The sequence below is a fragment of the Propionibacterium australiense genome, from assembly GCF_003666605.1.
Classification (GTDB): Bacteria; Actinomycetota; Actinomycetes; order Propionibacteriales; family Propionibacteriaceae; genus Propionibacterium; species Propionibacterium australiense.
Map to the genome: position 1 here is coordinate 75,637 of NZ_RCIV01000007.1, position 19,152 is coordinate 94,788.

At 68.2% G+C, this 19,152-nt stretch carries 17 protein-coding genes and 1 tRNA gene; 15 read left to right on the forward strand and 3 right to left on the reverse strand.

All coding sequences use genetic code 11. The features are described from left to right. Window positions 1-32 precede the first annotated feature (32 nt). Complete coding sequence (locus D9T14_RS07135) at window positions 33-680, reverse strand: TetR/AcrR family transcriptional regulator (protein ID WP_119162143.1); 648 nt, start codon at window positions 678-680, stop codon at window positions 33-35. Between the two features lie 383 nt (window positions 681-1,063). Between D9T14_RS07135 and D9T14_RS07140 the strand changes: the two genes are divergently transcribed. Together D9T14_RS07140 and D9T14_RS07145 are read left to right on the forward strand one after the other, a co-directional pair. Further along, window positions 1,064-1,975, forward strand: coding sequence for an NAD(P)-dependent oxidoreductase (locus D9T14_RS07140; RefSeq protein ID WP_119162142.1), 912 nt, complete (start codon window positions 1,064-1,066; stop codon window positions 1,973-1,975). Further along, complete coding sequence (locus D9T14_RS07145; protein ID WP_119162141.1) at window positions 1,972-2,793, forward strand: MFS transporter; 822 nt, start codon at window positions 1,972-1,974, stop codon at window positions 2,791-2,793. The genes D9T14_RS07140 and D9T14_RS07145 overlap by 4 nt, the downstream gene beginning before the upstream one ends. Here the strand turns inward: D9T14_RS07145 and D9T14_RS07150 are convergent. Next, window positions 2,739-3,806: an IS630 family transposase gene (locus D9T14_RS07150; RefSeq protein ID WP_121592103.1), complete on the reverse strand. Its 1,068-nt coding sequence runs from the start codon at window positions 3,804-3,806 to the stop codon at window positions 2,739-2,741. The two genes, D9T14_RS07145 and D9T14_RS07150, sit on opposite strands and share 55 nt — an antisense overlap. Window positions 3,807-3,890: 84 nt before the next feature. Between D9T14_RS07150 and D9T14_RS07155 the strand changes: the two genes are divergently transcribed. Then, on the forward strand, window positions 3,891-4,433 hold the full coding sequence (locus D9T14_RS07155) for an MFS transporter (protein ID WP_119162492.1): 543 nt from the start codon (window positions 3,891-3,893) through the stop codon (window positions 4,431-4,433). A gap of 166 nt (window positions 4,434-4,599) precedes the next feature. Here D9T14_RS07155 and pyrB read toward each other — a convergent pair whose 3' ends face one another. Beyond that, window positions 4,600-5,652 (reverse strand): aspartate carbamoyltransferase, encoded by a 1,053-nt coding sequence (gene pyrB / locus D9T14_RS07160; RefSeq protein ID WP_119162493.1) that lies wholly within the window; start codon window positions 5,650-5,652, stop codon window positions 4,600-4,602. 108 nt (window positions 5,653-5,760) lie between these two features. Between pyrB and D9T14_RS07165 the strand changes: the two genes are divergently transcribed. From D9T14_RS07165 to D9T14_RS07220, 12 genes are all read left to right on the forward strand, one after another. Then, window positions 5,761-5,839: transfer RNA gene (locus tag D9T14_RS07165), tRNA-Gln, on the forward strand. Between the two features lie 135 nt (window positions 5,840-5,974). Next, complete coding sequence (glmU, locus tag D9T14_RS07170) at window positions 5,975-7,498, forward strand: bifunctional UDP-N-acetylglucosamine diphosphorylase/glucosamine-1-phosphate N-acetyltransferase GlmU (RefSeq protein ID WP_170175655.1); 1,524 nt, start codon at window positions 5,975-5,977, stop codon at window positions 7,496-7,498. A 69-nt stretch (window positions 7,499-7,567) separates the two neighbouring features. Next, complete coding sequence (locus tag D9T14_RS07175; RefSeq protein ID WP_119162494.1) at window positions 7,568-8,554, forward strand: ribose-phosphate diphosphokinase; 987 nt, start codon at window positions 7,568-7,570, stop codon at window positions 8,552-8,554. Window positions 8,555-8,559: 5 nt separating this feature from the next. Then, the gene (locus D9T14_RS07180; RefSeq protein WP_119162495.1) at window positions 8,560-8,811 is read left to right on the forward strand and encodes a hypothetical protein; all 252 of its coding nucleotides are present in this window, start codon (window positions 8,560-8,562) and stop codon (window positions 8,809-8,811) included. Between the two features lie 224 nt (window positions 8,812-9,035). After that, window positions 9,036-9,641: a 50S ribosomal protein L25/general stress protein Ctc gene (locus tag D9T14_RS07185; RefSeq protein ID WP_119162496.1), complete on the forward strand. Its 606-nt coding sequence runs from the start codon at window positions 9,036-9,038 to the stop codon at window positions 9,639-9,641. Window positions 9,642-9,755: 114 nt separating this feature from the next. Then, on the forward strand, window positions 9,756-10,346 hold the full coding sequence (gene pth, locus D9T14_RS07190; protein ID WP_119162497.1) for an aminoacyl-tRNA hydrolase: 591 nt from the start codon (window positions 9,756-9,758) through the stop codon (window positions 10,344-10,346). A 35-nt stretch (window positions 10,347-10,381) separates the two neighbouring features. Beyond that, window positions 10,382-11,752, forward strand: coding sequence for an amino acid permease (locus tag D9T14_RS07195; RefSeq protein ID WP_232012461.1), 1,371 nt, complete (start codon window positions 10,382-10,384; stop codon window positions 11,750-11,752). After that, on the forward strand, window positions 11,749-13,125 hold the full coding sequence (locus D9T14_RS07200; protein ID WP_232012463.1) for an amino acid permease: 1,377 nt from the start codon (window positions 11,749-11,751) through the stop codon (window positions 13,123-13,125). Before D9T14_RS07195 ends, D9T14_RS07200 begins: the two co-directional genes overlap by 4 nt. 200 nt (window positions 13,126-13,325) lie before the next feature. After that, window positions 13,326-16,907 (forward strand): transcription-repair coupling factor, encoded by a 3,582-nt coding sequence (gene mfd, locus D9T14_RS07205; protein ID WP_119162539.1) that lies wholly within the window; start codon window positions 13,326-13,328, stop codon window positions 16,905-16,907. 148 nt (window positions 16,908-17,055) lie between these two features. Beyond that, a complete protein-coding gene (locus tag D9T14_RS07210; protein ID WP_119162499.1) occupies window positions 17,056-17,592 on the forward strand; it encodes a hypothetical protein in 537 nt (178 codons plus the stop codon). Beyond that, on the forward strand, window positions 17,592-18,233 hold the full coding sequence (locus tag D9T14_RS07215) for a nucleoside triphosphate pyrophosphohydrolase (RefSeq protein WP_119162500.1): 642 nt from the start codon (window positions 17,592-17,594) through the stop codon (window positions 18,231-18,233). The genes D9T14_RS07210 and D9T14_RS07215 overlap by 1 nt, the downstream gene beginning before the upstream one ends. Before the next feature lie 111 nt (window positions 18,234-18,344). After that, window positions 18,345-19,088 (forward strand): hypothetical protein, encoded by a 744-nt coding sequence (locus tag D9T14_RS07220; RefSeq protein WP_119162501.1) that lies wholly within the window; start codon window positions 18,345-18,347, stop codon window positions 19,086-19,088. The last annotated feature ends 64 nt before the right edge of the window (window positions 19,089-19,152 follow it).

Below are 19,152 nucleotides of genomic sequence, written 5' to 3' on the forward strand. Positions count from 1 at the left end.
TCGGCCTGTCCCGGGACCGGGGGGAAAGGCGTTCAGTCCGCCTCGTCGGGGCGGCTGATGAGCTTGGGGGCGTGCTCCATGCTCGTCAGCCCGTTCCACGCCAGGTTCACCAGCTCGGCGGCGACCCGGTCCTTGTCGGGCTCGCGGCGGTCGACCCAGGCCAGGCCGGCCGAGCCGACCATGCCGACGAGGCCGTGGGCGTAGACCCCGGCCAGCGCCGGGTCGTAGCCGCGGCGCATGAGCGGCGGACGGAGCAGGTCCTCGACCTTGTCGGCGATGTGGTCGAGGATGAGGGCGAACGAGCCGCTCGTGGAGCCGACGGGGGAGTCGCGGGAGATGATGCGGAAGCCCTCGGGGCGTTCGTCGATGTAGCTGAGCAGGGCGATGGTGCCGCGTTCGATGACCTCGCGGTAGCTGGTCGACGGTTTGGCGATGGCGGTCATGATCGCGTCGTCCAGGGTGCGCAGCTCCCGGTCCGTGACGACCGCGTAGAGGCTCTCCTTCGAACCGAAGTGCTCGTAGACGACCGGTTTGGAGACCCCTGCGTGCGAGGCGATCTCCTCGACGCTGGTGCCGTCGAAACCGCGTTCGGCGAAGAGGGCGCGCGCCACCTGCAGCAGCTGCTCGTGGCGCTCGCTGCTGCTCATCCTCGTGCGCTTGCGGTTCCCGGGCTGGCTCATGGGGTGAGTTTACGGGTATCTGCGTGGATCGTGTCCTGCCCGTCATTGGCGCCATGGGTTGGGATCAGGGACGTGAGTCGTGCCAGAGGCGCGTGCTGGAAGGCCCTGCCGGACCCGGAGGGACAGTGTTGACAAGCGGGGACCCACCACCTACAGTTTTTGTTGACAGTTGATTGTCAACAGGCAACATTAGCTGTTTTCTTCACAGAGCTGTGAGGACGGGATCCGTGGCATCGCTTGTGGTGCCGAGAGCTGAGTACCGGTTGCACCTGTCAGTGATGGTTTCGTGCCGTGGTGTGCATGAAGGGGCGATGCAAGGACGACGCTCCTCGAATCGAGGCGAAGTCAAGGCTGTCCTCCATGGAAAAGGAGAGTGAACGTTCATGATTGCCAGCCTCAGGAAAGTGACTTTCGTTGGGGTCGGTGCTATTGGAATGCCCATGGCCCAGCGGATCCAGCGTGCCGGTTTCCCCATCACTGTCGTCGATCTGTCGAAAGCGCGGCGAGAGCAGGCTCGGGCCTTGGGTATGACGGCGGAGGCTGAGCCGGATTCGGTGGCGACCGCCGACAGTGTCATTGTCATGGTGGCGACGCCTGACCAATTGCGTACGGTCGCCATCGGTCAAGGAGGCCTGATCGACCGGATGGGGGCCGGCTCGACCCTGATCGTGATGAGCACGGTTGGCCCTGGCCCGGTGTGCGATGTCGCGGCCGAGTGCGCCAGGAGCGACATCAACATGCTTGACATCCCGGTCACGGGTGGGGTCGCCAGGGCTGAGACAGGTGAGTTGAACCTCTTCGCTTCTGGTTCACAAGATGTCATCGCCTCACAAAGGGAGCTCCTCGCTTCCCTCGGACGCGTCATCGAATGCGGCGAGGAGGTCGGCACTGGACAGAGTTTCAAGGCTGTCAACCAGTTGCTGTGTTCGGTCCACATCGCTGCCGCAGCCGAAGGACTGGCCCTTGCTGAGCGTCTTGGTCTGGATCTCGGCAAGGTGCTGCCGGCGATCGAGACGGGGGCTGCTGGGTCATGGATGCTCTCCGATCGGGGCCCCCGCATGCTCAAGGGTCTCGATGTCACCGTGACGAGCACGATCGGCATCTTCGTCAAGGATTCCACCTTGGTATGCGACATCGCTGACCGGATCGGCTTCGACGCGCCAATGGTCAGAGCCGCTCAGTCCCGGTATCTCGCTGCGAGGGAGGCCGGATGGGTTGATTGTGACGACTCCCAGGTGATCCAAACCTACCGCATCAAAGATGGTCAGGTTCATGGGCAGGAGGCTGAGGGATGACCGGGAATCACGCCGGTTCGAGTCATTCGGCTGCGCTGCGGGTTTCTATTGCCTCAATGATCGGCAGCGCCGTTGAATCCTATGATTTCTTCATCTATGGTACTGCGGCGGCAAGCTATTTCGGCGAGGAGTTCTTCCATGCGTCGAATCCCGTGATCGGTGTCCTCAACTCGTTCGCCACGCTCGCCGTGGGGTTTTTGATGAGGCCTGTTGGGGGTTGGCTCTCTGGGCACTATGGTGATCGCATCGGCCGCAAGAAGGTACTCATCTGGTCGCTGCTTGTCATGGGAATCGCCACGACCCTCATCGGGGCTCTCCCCACCTATCAGGCCATCGGCATTATGGCTCCGATCCTGCTCATCGTCTTGAGGATGATCCAGGGCATCGGCTTCGGCGCGGAATGGGGTGGTGCCGTGCTCATGTCCGTCGAACACGCCGATGACCGCCATCGAGGATTCTACGGAGCCGTTCCCCAAGTCGGCATCCCGACCGGTCTTCTCCTGGCCAACGGGGCCTTTCTGTTGTCCGACCAGCTGTTCAGTGGTGACTGGGTCTGGCGCGTCCCATTCCTGGCCTCGATCAGCATGGTCGTCATTGGCATGGCGATTCGACTCGGTGTGAGTGAGTCTCCGGCCTTCGTGGCTATGCAGAAGAATGACGAGATCGTGAAGCAGCCCACTGTGGAAGTCCTCAAGAGGGACTGGCGGCTGGTTCTGCGTGTCACCTTCATGCGACTTGCGGAAACCGGTGGTTACTATGGCCGTCATGAAACAAGATCGGTTTCTGGTTGGGGTTTGGGGAGGTGTTCGAAGTCGTAGTCGAAGGTGCGTCCGGTGATGTACGAGGCGAATGCCCCGAAGGTTTGTTCGGGGGTCTGGTGCTGGATGTTCGCGATATTGGTTTTGGCGGTGCCCCAGACGTGCTCGACCGGGTTGTGATCGGGCGCGTACGGCGGCAAGAAAACAGGTGTGATGCGCTCCAGCAACTGGCCCGGCTGGTAGAGACTGGTCAGGGCCTTGGCGTGGTGGAACCGCGCATTGTCCAGTACGACAGCGATACGGTCGGCCTTGGTTTCACGCTGTAGCCGTTCCAGAGCCAGGATGATCTGTTCGGTGTTCTGGTTCCCCTCGATCGGATACAGCCGCACTTTCTTGTCAGTAAGCGAGAGGGCGCCGAAGAACGACTGGGATACTTTCTGCCGGTCCACGTACAGTTTGGTGCGTTGTCCTTTGGGCAGCCACATGCGGCGGGTCTCGGCCTCGTGCTCCAGGCGGACCTCATCGATGGCGTACACCTCACAGCCAGCGCCCAACAGGTCGTTGACTTGGGTCTTCACCTCGGTCATGCGCCGGGTGATGGCCTGTTCGTCGCGGTGCTTGTCGAACGGGTCGGGCAGTTTGAAACTGAGCCCGCAGAACCGCAGGAGCAGCTGATACGAAGATTCTGACTCGTACTCCACGTCGAACAGAATCTTCACTACGTCTCGTAGGGCCGGCACGTCCCAGAACTCGGCGTCGATCCCGGACCGAGACGGCGGCAGGGCCAGGACTGTCTTGAGGTCTTCCTTCTGGGTGCGGGTGAGTTTCGCGGCGTTCTGGTTCCCCGCGTGCCCGGTCAGCACCGAACACATCCTGCTGGCCTGCCACTCGGCCAGCCATTCTCGAACGGTTTTCTCGCTGCGCTCAACCATTTCAGCGATAATCCCCACATCGACACCACGAGAGGCATACAAGATGGCTTCGGCTTTCATCCGCACAAGTACGTAAGTGTCTGTGCGTTTCTTCCATCTGATCAGGACAGCGGTTTCTTCCGGGGCGACCTCGATCTGCATGTCTCAATCATATCCGAAACAAGACCCCGAATCCATCAAAAATACGATTTCGTTTCATGACGGCCATACATAACGACGTCATTCATGCTGTCCTACGTTACGCTAGCCTCGATCACCGACAAGAACAATGTGCTCATCGGCACCTTGGTCGGATCCGCGTTGGGACTGGCCTCGCATCTTGTCTACGGTGCACTGTCGGACAGGGTTGGGCGCAAACCATTGTTCCTCTTCGGGGCGATTTTCACGATCGCCTTCGGTGTCCCGATGTTCATGATGGTCAACACGGGAGCGGTCATCATGGTCATCGTCGCGGTGGGTATGGGGCTGCTCTTCAGTCATGATCCGATCTTCGCCGTTGAATCCAGTTGGTTCTCGGAGCTGTTCCCCCGAAATGTCCGGTCCTCGGGGATCTCGCTGGGCTACAACTTCGCCTCCATCGTCGCCGGACTGCTCCCGTTCATCGCGACCCTGCTGTACAGCAGACTGGGCTGGCTGGGGCCGGCCGTGCTCTTCTCCTGCCTGGGCCTGGTCTCCACCGGTCTGGCCGCAACCTCGCCGGAAACTGCCATCGCGCGCGTCGAGGCGAAACAGGCCAGACGGGGTGAACAGGAGTCACCCGTGGTGTGACCGGTGAAACCACCTATCGAGGCTGAACCCCTGGTGACGACGCCCTGCCATGTCTGTCCGGGCGGGATTCACCCCCGGGCAGGCATGGCTGTTCCTGCCTGATGGTCCTGGACGCGAGTGGATCAGTTTCACCGTCAGTTTCGGCCGTGCGGTCCGCGGGCGCTGGTCACCTCGTGGACAGCCAGGGAACGGGGCGCAGGTCGTCGAGTACGCGGTCGGCGACGCCGAGGGCGATCGAGAAGATCGCCATGCGGACGAGCAGGCCGTTGTCGGTCTGGTGGAAGATCGCCAGGCCGGGCCAGCCGTCGACGTCGGGGGACAGGTCGAAGGAGTTGTGGCGCGAGTCGCGGGGCAGCGGGTGCATGATGATCGAATCGGGCCGGGCCGCCTCGTCGAGGATGGCGCGGTTGAGCAGGTCGCCCTCCAGGTGCACCTGCTGCTCGTCCTCCTCGGACAGGCGTTCCTTCTGAACGCGGGTGCAGTAGATGACGTCGGCCGGGGCGATGGCCTCCTGGACGCTGTCGCACTCGACGATCGAGTTGCCGCCGGCGTGGACCAGGTCGAAGAACTCGGCGGGCAGGGCCAGCGCCGGCGGGCCGAAGACCCGGAAGCTCACCAGATCGAAGAGCCCCAGGATCGCGAGCAGGGAGTGCACGGTGCGGCCGTAGCGCAGGTCGCCGAGCACGGCAATGGTCACGCCGTCGATCGACTTGCCGCGGGCGGCCAGTTCGGCGCGCATGGTGAAGACGTCGAGCAGCGACTGGCTGGGATGCTCACCCGAGCCGTCGCCGGCGTTGATGACCGGTACGACGGAGGCCTGCGCGAACTCGGACACCGAGCCGGTGTCGGGGTGGCGCACGACGAGGGCATCCGAGTAACCCGAGACGACGCGGGCCGTGTCGTGGATGGACTCGCCCTTGGCCATCGAGCTGAAGGTGAAACCCGTGGTGGAGACGACCGAGCCGCCGAGACGGTGGAAGGCGGACTCGAAGGACAGGCGCGTCCGGGTGCTGGGCTCGAAGAAGAGGCTGCCCAGGTTCGCGCCCTCGAGAACACGGCACACCTGCCTGCCCTGCCCGACCGGGCGCAGCGCCTCGGCGAGGTCGAGGAGTTCGCCGAGGGATGCGCGGTCCAGCTGGTCGACGCTCAGCAGGTGCTGCCCCGGGCCGAAGGGAGGAAGCGAGGAGGAGGAACTGGTGGAAGAGATGTCCGTGCTCACGGAACCTCAGCCTAGATGATGCGGGGGTGCCGGGACCGCGCCGGTGTCATGTTCGTTCCCTCGGCCGGCTGGCTCTAGACTTGTCAGCGGTCGCCGACGGGCGATCGTTCCCTGGTTGGTCTGCCGGTAGGGCCCGCCTGACTTTGAATCAGGATTAGCGACGCAGGTTCGACTCCTGCCCAGGGAGCGCGATGGCGTCCTGCCCTCGGGCTCGCGACGGTCGGGGACGCCTGGCAGCCGCTGCGGCCCCGGTCGTGGCAGTTCGTGCGGCCGTTCGGCCGCTCGTGAGGAATCGAGGACCGAAGGGCTCCCGGGAGGAATCATGGCCACTGACCCGCGCACCAACCAGACGATCGCCGGTGGCGTCTCTGCCGTCATCGTGCTGGCGGCAGGCGGCGGTACCCGCATGAAATCGCGCACCTCCAAGCTGCTGCACCAGGTGGCCGGCCGTTCCATGCTGAGCTACGCCGTCCAGGCCGCGGGATCGCTCGAACCCGACCGGCTCGTCGTCGTCGTCGGGCACGAACGCGAGCAGGTGCAGGCGCATCTGGCCGAGGTCGCCCCCGAGGTGTCCGTCGCCGTCCAGGAGCAGCAGAACGGCACCGGTGACGCAGTCCGCGCCGGTCTGTCGGTCCTGCCCGCCGACCTGGATGGCGCCGTCGTCGTCACCTACGGCGACGTGCCGATGCTCTCGGGCGCCACGCTGGCCAAGCTGGTCGCCGCCCACGCCACCGGCGCCAACGCCGCCACCGTCCTCACCGCCGTCGTCGACGACCCGACCGGCTACGGCCGTGTCATCCGCGCCGGCGACACGGTCGAACGCATCGTCGAGCAGCGCGACGCCTCGCCCGAGGAGGCGGCGGTCCGCGAGATCAACTCCGGCATCTACGTCTTCGACGCCGCCGTCCTGCGCGAGGGGCTGGCCGGGCTGGACACCGACAACGCCCAGAGCGAGCTCTACCTCACCGACGTCATCGGTTTCGCCAGTCGTACCGGCCGCGTCGGCGCCTACCGGATCGACGACACCTGGCAGACCGAGGGCGTCAACGACCGTGTCCAGCTGGCCCGCATGAACGCCGAGATGAACCGCCGCATCTGCGAGCACTGGATGCGCGAGGGCGTCACCATCGCAGACCCGGCCACCACCTGGATCGAGGACGACGTCACCCTCGAACCGGACGTCACCCTGCTGCCCGGCACCCAGCTGCTGGGTGCCACGAGCATCGCCACGGGCGCCGTCATCGGCCCCGACACGACCCTGCGTGACGTCGAGGTCGGCGAGGACGCCCACGTCATCCGCACCCACGGCGAACTGGCCGTGATCGGACCGAAGGCGGACGTCGGGCCCTGGGCGCGGCTGCGCCCGGGCACCGAGCTGGGCGCCGGCGGCAAGATCGGCACCTTCGTCGAGACGAAGAACGCCCAGATCGGCGCCGGCTCCAAGGTGCCGCACCTGAGCTACTGCGGCGACGCGATCATCGGAGAGGGCGTCAACGTCGGGGCGGGCACGATCTTCGCCAACTACGACGGCTCCCACAAGTCGACGACCCACCTCGGCGACGACGTGTTCATCGGCTCGAACTCGGTGCTCGTCGCCCCGGTCGACATCGCCGACGGAGCCTTCATCGCCGCCGGTTCGGCGATCACCCAGGACGTCCCGGCCGGCGCCCTCGGCGTGGCCCGCTCGCACCTGCACGTCTCGAACGACTGGGTCGCCAGGACCCGGCCGGGCAGCAAGGCGGAGCGGTCGGCGAGCGCCCACGACGGCGGGGTCCACCCGGCCGTCCAGGCCAGCCGTGATGTACTTGAGGCCGACGCCGCCCAGAACAGCGAAAACGGCCACTGAGCCCACCACAGCCCAGTGCCCGTGCGGGCACCGCACCAGCACGAGTCGAGAGCAAGGGGAACCACCGAGATGACCGGGGCCAAGCGCAACGACGAGAAACACCTGATGCTCTTCTCGGGCAGGGCCTATCCGGAACTCGCCCAGCGGGTCGCCGACCTCATGGAGGTCGAGCTGACCCCCCAGCGCCTCATCAGCTACGCCAACTCGGAGATCTACGTGCGGTTCAACGAGTCGGTGCGCGGCTGCGACGCCTTCGTCATCCAGTCCCACCCGGCACCGGTCAACGAGGCGATCATGGAGCAGCTCATCATGGTCGACGCCCTGCGCCGCGCCTCGGCCCGGCGCATCACCGTCGTCACCCCCTGCTTCCCCTACGCCCGCCAGGACAAGAAGCACCTGGGCCGTGAACCCATCTCGGCCCGCCTCATGGCCGACCTGTTCTCGGCCGCCGGCGCGGACCGCATCATGGCGGTCGACCTGCACGCCTCCCAGATCCAGGGCTTCTTCAACGGTCCGCTCGACCACCTCACCGGCCTGCCGGTGCTGGCCGACTACATCCAGAAGAAGTACTACGGCGAGGAGATGATCGTCGTCAGCCCCGACGCCGGACGCGTGCGCCTGGCAGACCAGTGGAGCGACCGTCTGCACGTCCCGCTGGCCATCATCCACAAGCGCCACGACCCCACCCGGGCGAACCAGGTGAAGGTGCACGAGGTCGTCGGCGAGGTCGAGGGCCGCACCTGCCTGCTCGTGGACGACATGATCGACACCGCCGGCACCATCTGCCAGGCCGCACAGGCCCTCGTCGAGCACGGCGCCGCCAAGGTGATCGCCGCCGCCACCCACCCGATCCTGTCGGGCCCGGCCCAGGAGCGCCTCAACGCGACACCCTTCGAGGAGATCGTCGTCACGAACACGCTGCCGCTGGCCGAGGACATCCACATCCCCCGGATGACCCAGCTGTCCATCGCCCCGCTGCTGGCCCGCGCCATCACCGAGGTCTTCACCGACGGCTCGGTGGCGAGCCTGTTCGCCGACCAGGACGGGGAGCTCTGAGGGCGATGCCGGCGTGGGTGTGGGTGCCGGTCGTGGCGGCCGCCGCTCTCGTGATCGACCGGCTGCTGCTCGCCATGGAGGCGCGGGGCTGGATCTACTACCGCACCAGGAGTGCCCGCAGGGGCGCAGCAGCGGTGGTCCTGCCCTTCGACGAGGTCTTCCACCCCTCGAGCCACGTCCTCGTCGCCGAACGCCAGAGCAGCGAGGTTCGTGCGGCCCAGCAGGACTCCGGGGACGGCCCCGGTCCAGCCGGGTGAACCCGTCTCGGCCTGCATGCCTCACGTGGCTATACTGGCCGGCGTCGCTTGGCGAGGGCCCGGAGGGCCGTGATCGACTGGCGCCGGTTCTGCCCGTGCGCGGTCGCGCACGATGCCTCCTCTCGTTCTCGCCTGCCCAGGCCTCGCGTGCCGGGCAACGGTCCGCCGCCGCGGTCACGCGACGCACACCAGGCGCCCCCGCGCCACGACGAACGGAGAACGAGATGGCTGAGATCATCCTCAACGCCGAAGAACGCACCGAGTTCGGCAAGGGCGCGGCCCGCCGGATCCGCCGCGCCGACAAGGTGCCCGCGGTCCTGTACGGCCACGGCACCGAACCGGTCCACCTGACCCTGCCGGGGCACGAGACCCTGCTGGCCCTTCGCCTGGAGAACGCCCTGCTCACCGTGCGCCTCGAAGGCGCCGAGGACCGGCTCGCCCTGCCCAAGCAGGTCCAGCGCGACCCCATCAAGGGCTTCCTCAAGCACGTCGACCTGCTGCTCGTCAAGCGCGGCGAGAAGGTCACCGTCGAGGTCCCGATCGAGTTCGTCGGCACCCCGGCCTCCGGCGGCATCGTCAACGAGGAACGCACGCACCTGGCCCTGCAGGCCGAGGCCACCAACATCCCGGCCCGCGTCGAGGTCTCCGTCGAGGGCCTCGAGGTCGGCGCCCAGGTCACCGCCGACGAGGTCGCCCTGCCCGTCGGAGCCGAACTCGAGGACCCGGCCGACACCCTCATCCTGTCGGTCTCCGCCCCGGCCGCCGAGGAGGAGCCCGAGGCCGCCGCCGAGGACGAGGCCGAGGCCGCCGCCGAATCCGAGGCCGAGTGAGCCTGACCCGTTGACCCACGATGGGGCGGGCCGCCGAGCGCGGCCCGCCCCATCACACGCTCCCGCGCCCCGGCCGCCGCCCGGGCCGTGCACCGGACAGATCAAGGAGTCGTCATGACCTGGCTCGTGGCTGGCCTGGGCAATCCCGGCCTGCGGTACGCCTGGACGAGGCACAACATCGGTTTCATGGTCGCCGACGAGCTGGCCCGGCGTGCGGGCGGGAGGTTCAGTGCGCCGCGCGGCATGCACGCCGACGTCCTGGCGACCCGCATCGGCCCGGCCGGCACCGGTGCCCCGGGCGGGCAGCCGGTGCTCATCGTCAAACCACGCACCTTCATGAACGAGTCCGGCCGTGCCGTCGGCGCCCTGGCCGCCTATCACCGCGTCGACACCGACCACGTCATCGTCGTCCACGACGAGCTCGACCTCGATCCGGGCCGGATGCGGCTCAAGGCGGGCGGCGGCGACAACGGGCACAACGGCCTGAAGTCGGTCCGTGCCCACCTGGGCACCGGTGACTTCGTCCGGGTCCGTGTCGGCATCGGGCGCCCGCCGGGGCACCAGGCAGGCGCCGACTACGTGCTCGGCCGCTTCCCGAAGAACGAGCGCGAGGACCTTGCGGTGACCGTCGCCGAGGCCGCCGATGCCGTCGAGGCAGTCGTCACCACCGGCCTGGCCGCAGCGCAGAACCGCTTCAACAACTGAGGACACCGATGACACCGACGAGCGGGACCGGAAGTGTGACTGCTCACGAGCCGCCCCGTGACGAGGGGCTGCGCCGTGAGCTGAAGAACCGGCACATCCAGCTGATCGCCCTGGGCGGGGCGATCGGCACGGGCCTGTTCTACGGTTCGGCCGAGTCGATCGGGCAGGCCGGCCCGGCCATCATGATCTGCTACCTCGTCGGCGGGGCCGTCATCTTCCTGGTGATGCGCGCCCTCGGCGAGATGAGCGTCCACACACCCACATCGGGGGCCTTCAGCCACTACGCCTACGAGAACTGGAGCGAGCGGGCAGGGTTCGTGTCGGGCTGGAACTACTGGTTCAACTACATCGGCGTGCAGATGGCCGAACTGACCGTCGTCGGCACGTACATGCAGTTCTGGTTCGAGGGGCTGCCCGCCTGGGCGAGTGCCGCCGTGTTCCTCGTGGTCATCACCGCCGTCAACCTCGTGACGGTGCGTGCCTACGGAGAGATCGAGTTCTGGCTGGCCCTCATCAAGGTCGTGGCGATCCTCGCCATGATCGTCGGCGGCGTCCTCATCATCGGCACGGGGATCGGCAACGGGGGACACCCGGTCGGGATCTCGAACATGTGGACGCACGGCGGTTTCTTCCCGCACGGCGTCACCGGCATGCTCATGGGACTGGTCATCGTCATGTTCAGTTTCGGCGGTGTCGAACTCATCGGCATCACCGCCGGGGAGGCCCACGACCCGCGCAGGACCATCCCGCGGGCCATCAACCAGGTCGTCTACCGCATCCTCATCTTCTACGTCGGCACCATCGCCGTCATCGTCGCGCTGTTCCCCTGGGACCAGCTGGGCACCTCCGCCAGCCCTCTCGTGACGATCTTCTCCGGCCTGGGGATCTCCGGCGCCGCGCACATCCTCAACTTCGTCGTGCTCACCGCCGCGGTCTCGGCCTACAACTCGGGCCTGTACTCGAACGGGCGGATGCTCTACTCGCTGGCCCGCCAGCACAACGCGCCGGCCGTGCTGGCCCGCACGAACCGCTTCGGCGCGCCCTACGTGGGGGTACTCGTGTCCTCGGGGGTCACCGCCATCGCGGTGCTGCTCACCTATCTGTTCCCCGACACGGTCTTCCTCTACGTCATGTCGGTGGCGACGATCGCCGCCGTCATCAACTGGACGATGATCGTCATCACGAACATGAAGTTCCACGCCCGCATGAAGGCCACCGGCGAGCCCCCGACCGGTTTCGCGATGCCCGGTTCCCCCTTGACCAACTGGCTGGTGCTGGCCTTCATGGCGATGCTCGTCGTGCTCATGGCGCTGAGCCCCAGCTACCAGATCGCGCTGGTCGTCGGGCCGGTCTGGCTGGTCGTCCTGCTCGTCGCCCACCAGATCAAGACGAGGGTACCCCGTTGAGCGGGCAGCGGACCGGCACCGCCGACGGCGGGCTGCGCCGCGGCCTGAAGAACCGGCACATCCAGCTGATCGCCCTGGGCGGGGCGATCGGCACGGGCCTGTTCTACGGTTCCGGCGAGTCGATCGGGCAGGCCGGCCCGGCCATCATCGTCTGCTACGTCGTCGGCGGGGCCATCATCTTCCTCATCATGCGGGCGCTCGGCGAGATGAGCGTCCACCATCCCCGCCCCGGCTCGTTCAGCGACTACGCCTACGAGTACTGGAGCGAACGGGCCGGGTTCGTGGCCGGCTGGAACTACTGGTTCAACTACCTCGTCGTGTCGATGGCCGAGCTGTCGGTGGTGGGGGAGTACGTCCAGTTCTGGGCCCCGCAGGTGCCGACCTGGGTGAGCTCGGCGGTCTTCCTGGTGGTCATCACGGCGGTCAACCTCGTCACCGTGAAGGCCTACGGCGAGATCGAGTTCTGGCTGGCCCTCATCAAGGTGGTGACCATCATCGCCATGATCGTCGGCGGCCTGCTGCTCATCGGCACCAGCATCGGTGGCGAGCCGATCGGCGTGTCGAACCTGTGGAGCCACGGCGGTTTCGTGCCGAACGGCATGACCGGGGTCCTGCTGGGGCTGGTCGTCGTCATGTTCAGTTTCGGCGGTGTCGAACTCATCGGCATCACCGCCGGTGAGGCCGACGATCCGGGCCGCACGATCCCCAGGGCCGTCAACGGGGTCGTCTACCGCATCCTCATCTTCTACGTCGGCACCATCACCGTCATGGTGGCCCTGTTCCCCTGGGACCAGCTGGGCAGTACCGGCAGCCCGCTCGTGACGATCTTCTCCGGCCTGGGGATCTCCGGCGCCGCGCACGTCCTCAACGTCGTCGTGCTCACCGCCGCCGTCTCGGCGTTCAACTCGTTCCTGTACTCGAACGGGCGCATGATGTACTCGCTGGCCCTGCAGGGCAACGCCCCGGAGTTCCTGGCCCGCACCAACCGGCTCGGCTCCCCGTACGCCGGGGTGCTCGTCTCGTCCCTGTGCACGGGGGTGACGGTGCTGCTCAACTACCTGTTCCCCGGCGGCGTGTTCGTCTACATCATGGCCGTCGCGACGATCGCCGTCGTGGTCACCTGGGTGCTCATCCTCCTCACCCACGTCAAGTTCCGCGCCAGCCTCGACCGCTCGGGCGAGCGGACCGCCTTCCCCATGCCCGGCCACCCGGTGACGAGCTGGATCGCACTGGCCTTCCTCGCCCTCATCGTCGTGCTGCTCGGTTTCAACCCCAGTTACCAAGTCGCCCTGTTCGTCGGCCCCGCCTGGCTGGCGGTGCTGCTCGTCGCCTACGAGGTCAAGCGGCGCGTGACGGCCCGTGGCCGGCGGTGAGCCTCCCGGTCCGCCCTGCGTTCCCGGGTACCCGTGGGGCACGATCGTCCCTGGCCACCGGCGGTGCGAGATGACGGGACGCACGCCCCGGCTGCCCTGGAGAGGCGAGCCGCCGACAGGGCGTCCGGGCCGGCCGGCCCGCCTAGAATTGTCGGGTGATCCTCTCCGGCCTGCTCGACGCTGTCCTCTCCGAACCCGGCATGGCCGACGTCCTGAGGCAGGCCGACGCGGGCGCGGGGGTCCTCGACGTCACCGGCCCCGCCTCGGTGCGGCCGCTGCTCGCCGCCGGCCTGGCCGGGCGAACCGGGCGGCCCGTGCTGCTCGTCACCTCGACGTTCCGTGAGGCCGAGCAGCTGCTCGAGCAGCTGGCCGGCCTGCTCGGCGAGGACCGCGTCGCCTACTACCCGGCCTGGGAGACCCTGCCGCACGAACGCCTCAGCCCGCGTTCGGAGACCGTCGGCCGCCGCCTGACGGTGCTGCGCCGCCTGGCCGGCAGGGACGAGGCGCCGGCCCCCGCCGTCGTCGTCGCGCCCGTCCGCGCCCTCCTCCAGCCCCAGGTCAAGGGGCTGTCCGAGCTCGCCCCCGTCCACCTGAGGGTCGGTCAGGACTACGAGCTGGGCGCCCTCGAGGCCGACCTGGCGGCTGCCGCCTACAGCAGGGTCGACCTGGTCGAACGCCGCGGCGAGTTCGCGGTGCGCGGCGGTATCGTCGACATCTTCGCTCCCACCTACGACCACCCGGTCCGCGTCGACTTCTTCGGCGACACCATCGACGAGATGCGTCCCTTCACCGTCGCCGACCAGCGCTCCACCGACGAGACCCTCGACGTGTTCTGCGCCGCGCCGTGCCGCGAGCTGCTCATCACGCCGCAGGTGCGTTCCCGCGCCGCGGCCCTGGCCGACGACCACCCAGAGCTGTCCGAGATGCTCACCAGGATCGCCGAGGGCCAGACCTGCGAGGGCATGGAGGCCCTCATCCCGGCACTCGTGCCCGAGCTCGAACTGCTCACCGACGCGATGCCGGCCGACACGATCGTCCTCGTCGCCGACCCAGAGCTCGTGCGCACCCGCGCCGCCGAGCTGGTCCGCACCAGCCAGGAGTTCCTGCACGCCTCCTGGGCGGCCGCGGCGTCCGGCGGACGCGCCCCCATCGACCTGGGGGCCTCCGCCTACCGCGAACTCGACCGGGTGCGCGACGGTGTCCTCGACCGCGGCCAGGCCTGGTGGTCCCTGTCGGCCTTCGCGGCGACCCCCGACACCGCCGACGGCGCCGGACCGGTCCCGGAACGACCCGCCGCAGTTCGTCTCGCCGTCGAGACCGTCCCCACCTGGCGTGGGGACACCCAGGCCGTCATGGACGCGATCCGCGCCGACCTGGCCAAGGGCTGGCGCGTCGTGCTGTCCGTCGAGGGCAGGGGGCTGGCCCGGCGCATGGGCGAGCTGCTCACCGACAACGACATCGGCTCCCACGTCGCCACCGAGCTGACCGAGGAGCCGCGGCGCGGTGAGGTGACGATCATCACCTCACCGCTGCGCCACGGCCTGCGCGCCCCGGCCATCGAGCTGACGCTCATCGCCAGCGGTGACCTGTCGAGCCAGCCGCAGGCCGAGCGCGGCTCGCGCCGCATGCCGGCGCGCCGCAAGAACCAGGTGCAGCCGCTCGACCTGAAGCCCGGTGACCCGCTCGTCCACGAGCAGCACGGGGTGGGGCGCTTCGTCGAGATGACCCAGCGCACCGTCGGCGGCGCCACCCGCGAGTACATGGTCATCGAGTACGCACCCTCCAAACGCGGCCAGCCCGGCGACCGCCTCTACCTGCCGATGGACCAGCTCGACCAGGTCACCCGCTACGTCGGCGGCGAGGCCCCCAGCCTCGACAAGATGGGCGGCGCCGACTGGAAGCAGCGCAAGAGCCGCGCCAGGCGGGCCGTGAAACAGATCGCGGCCGGCCTCATCAAGCTGTACGCCGCCCGCCAGGCCACCCGCGGCCACGCCTTCGGCCCCGACACGCCCTGGCAGCGGGAGATGGAGGACGCCTTCGCCTACACCGAGACGCCCGACCAGCTGGCCTGCATCAACGACGTCAAGCACGACATGGAGCAGATCGTCCCGATGGACCGCCTGGTCAGCGGCGACGTCGGCTACGGCAAGACCGAGATCGCCGTGCGCGCCGCCTTCAAGGCGGTGCAGGACGGCAAGCAGGTGGCCGTCCTCGTGCCCACCACCCTGCTCGTCCAGCAGCACGCCCAGACCTTCACGGACCGCTACGCCGGCTTCCCCGTCGTCGTCGAGCAGCTGAGCCGCTTCCAGACCGACCAGCAGATCGCCAGGACCATCGAGGGCCTCGCCTCCGGACGCGTCGACGTCGTCATCGGGACCCACCGCCTGCTGTCCGACGCGATCACGTTCAAGGACCTCGGCCTGGTCATCATCGACGAGGAGCAGCGCTTCGGGGTCGAGCACAAGGAGGCGCTCAAGAAGCTGCGGGTCAACGTCGACGTGCTGTCGATGAGCGCCACCCCGATCCCGCGCACCCTCGAGATGGCCGTCACCGGCATCCGCGAGATGAGCACCATCGCCACCCCGCCCGAGGAACGCCACCCGGTGCTCACCTTCGCCGGCCCCTACGACGAGGGACAGGTGGTCGCCGCCATCCGCCGCGAACTCGCCCGCGAGGGCCAGGTCTTCTTCGTCCACAACCGGGTGCAGGACATCGACCGCATCGCCGCCCGCCTCCGCGACCTGGTGCCCGAGGCCCGCGTCACCACCGCCCACGGCCAGATGAGCGAGAAGCAGCTCGAACAGGTCATGGTCGACTTCTGGCAGCGCCGCGCCGACGTGCTCGTGTGCACGACGATCGTCGAGGCCGGCCTGGACATCTCCACCGCCAACACCCTCATCGTCGACCGCGCCGACCACCTGGGCCTGTCGCAGCTGCACCAGCTGCGCGGACGGGTCGGCCGGGGCCGCGAACGCGGTTACGCCTACTTCCTCTACCCGCCCGAGAAGACGCTGACGACCACCGCCCACGACCGGCTGGCGGCCCTGGCGAGCAACGCCGACCTGGGCGCCGGCATGGCCATCGCCATGAAGGACCTGGAGATCCGCGGCGCCGGCAATCTGCTCGGCGACGAGCAGTCCGGGCACATCGCCGACGTCGGCTTCGACCTCTACCTGCGCCTGGTGGGCGAGGCCGTCGCCGAGTTCAAGGCCGGCGGGCCCGTCGAGATCGAGCAGGCGATGCGCATCGAACTGCCCGTCGACGCCCACCTGCCCGTCGACTACGTCGACTCCGAGCGCCTGCGGCTGGACATCTACAAGCGCATCGCGGAGGTCCGATCGGACGAGGACATCGCCGGGCTGCGGGCCGAACTCGTCGACCGCTACGGCCCGCTGCCACGGCAGGGGGAACTGCTGCTCACCGTGGCCGCCTTCCGCCTGCTGTGCCGCAGCGTCGGGATCACCGAGGTCATGGCCCAGGGGAACCAGATCCGCTTCGCCCCGCTCGTGGGACGTCACGCGCCCGACGGCAGCGAACTCGAACTACCCGACAGCCGCCGGGTGCGACTGGAGCGGCTCTACCCGGGCACGGTCGTCAAGCACGCCTCCAACATGCTGCTCGTCCCCGCCCCGAGGACCGCGCCGATCGGCGGACGCATGGTCGACGACGAGGAACTCATCGCCTGGGCAACCGGCTTCGTCACCGCGATCTTCGCGCCCGACCAGCCGCGCGCCGCCGGCGCCACCGAACCCGGCCGCACCCGCCAGCCGGCACGGCGCTGAGCCAGGCCATCAGGAGTCTGGGTGCGCCGCCTGACGACGCCGGACACTAGAATCGTGCTCACCTGCTCGCCCGTGCTCAGCGGCGGCGAGCCCGATCCCGTCCGGCCCGTGACGTCCGGAACGGTTCCAGCACGTCAAGGAGACTCAGATGACCTCTCGCCGAATCCCCCTGCTCGCCCGACTCGGCCTGCCCGCCATCGCCCTGGCCCTGGTCACTGGCTGCGCGCCCAGCGCCAGTACCGCAATGGTCATTGACGACGTGACGGTCTCCGAGAACCACCTCGACGCCCTCACCGAGGGCTGCCAGGAGGCCCTCGACATGGCCGGCCTCAGCGACCAGTACCCCGAGGGCGAGGTGCGCCGCAACATCGCCTCCTGGGTCGCCCAGGGCCTCATGGCCGACGCCCTCATCGAGCGCGCCAACATCACCGTCTCCGACAGCGAACTCCAGGAGGCCCGGGCCGGCCTGAAGAACTCCGAACTGTTCACCACCACCGCGAACTGCACCGACGCCTTCATGGGCATCGTCAAGCTCGCCGCCTACATCTCCATGGAGGGCGAGGACACCGCCCTGGCCCAGGCCTCGGACGTCGAGGTCGAGATCAACCCCCGGTACGGCACCTGGGACACCAGCGAACTCACCATCGAGGGCACCGGCTCGCTGTCCGAGCGCAGCGAGGGCTGATGGGCGCTGAGAGCGCCGAACCCAGGGGCGCCCAGTTCGGGCGACTCGTGCGGGTGATGGACCGGCTGCGCGCCGACTGTCCGTGGGACGCCGCGCAGACGCACCGCAGCCTCGTCAAGCACCTCATCGAGGAGTCCGCCGAGCTGGTCGACGCCATCGAGACGGGTAGCGACGAGGACCTGTGCGAGGAACTCGGCGACGTCCTCATGCAGGTGGTCTTCCATGCCAGGCTCGCCGAGGAGGACGGGCTCTTCACCATCGACGACGTCGCCGCCGCCATCGCCGACAAGCTGGTGCGGCGCCATCCCCATGTCTTCGCCGGCGAGGACACCCCGGACGACCTGGACACCCTCTGGGAGGTGCGCAAGCGCGCCGCCAAGCGCCGGGACTCCTGCCTGGACGGCATCGCCGAGTCCCTGCCGACCCTGGCCCGTGCGGCGAAGACGGCCCAGCGCCTGGACAACGGGGGGCCGGACCAGGTGCCGTTCGCCGACGAACCGATCACCGCCGAGGAGGCCGGAACGCAGGTTCTTTTGCTGGTGCAAAGAGCACAGGCCAGCGGCGTCGACATCGACCAGGCCGTCCGTGACGCCACCCGCGCCTGGGAGGACACCATAAAGAACGCCGAGAAACCCCAGTAGGGGAGCGGCCAGGGCCGCCTCCCCGGCCGCGGGCCAGGGCACCTCCTTGACATCGTGTGAATTTGCTGATTACGATGCTGTATTAGCAAATGCAAACGAAAGGAGGCTGCCATGGCCCGCGTCCGCGTCCCAGCCCTCGTCCTCGGCCTTGGCCTGTCCACCCTGCTCCTCGTCAGCGCCTGCCTGGCCCCCACCAGTGGTGACGGTGCGGCCGGCACCAACAACTCCTCGACCGCCCCGTCCACGTCCTCCCCGACCGCCTCGTCCGGCAGCCCCGGCCGCAGTGCCACGCCGAGCCGCTCGGCGTCGAGCCCGGCCTCGTCCACGGCGTCCACCGGCACGTCACCGAGCGACGTGAGCGACGAGTACGAGGGCAGGCGCACCAACGACTTCCTGCGCATCGTCGCCGACGAACTCGGCGGGGTGCCCCACTACCGGCGCAGGAGCGACCCGTCCACACACGAGGTGCTCGCCCAGTACCTCTCGGGCGACGAGCGCCGCCAGATCTTCCTGCGCGTCTACTTCGCCGGCGAGAACGGTGCGCTCGGGCCCGTCGAGTCGGTCGACGACCCCTACTTCGACACCGTCATCACCAGCGCCCGCGACGCCTTCGTCGACGAGGGAGCCACCGACACCGCGATCCGCACCACGACGGTGCAGGGCCTGGAGTGGAGCTGCGCCGAGGGCGTCAACCCCACCAAGAACATCCACCGCGGCCTGTGCGCCACCGTCAGACACGGCCGGGTCATCGAGATCCAGCCCACCGAGGCCCGACCCGACGCCGATGGCGCCACGAGCCGGGCCTGGGACGACCGGATCATGGACGAGCTCAGCACACTCGTCAATGCGCTGTGAGTCCTCTCCCGCGCGCCTTCGGGCATGGCTAAGGCCAGTGGTGAACCGATAGAATTGCCGCGCG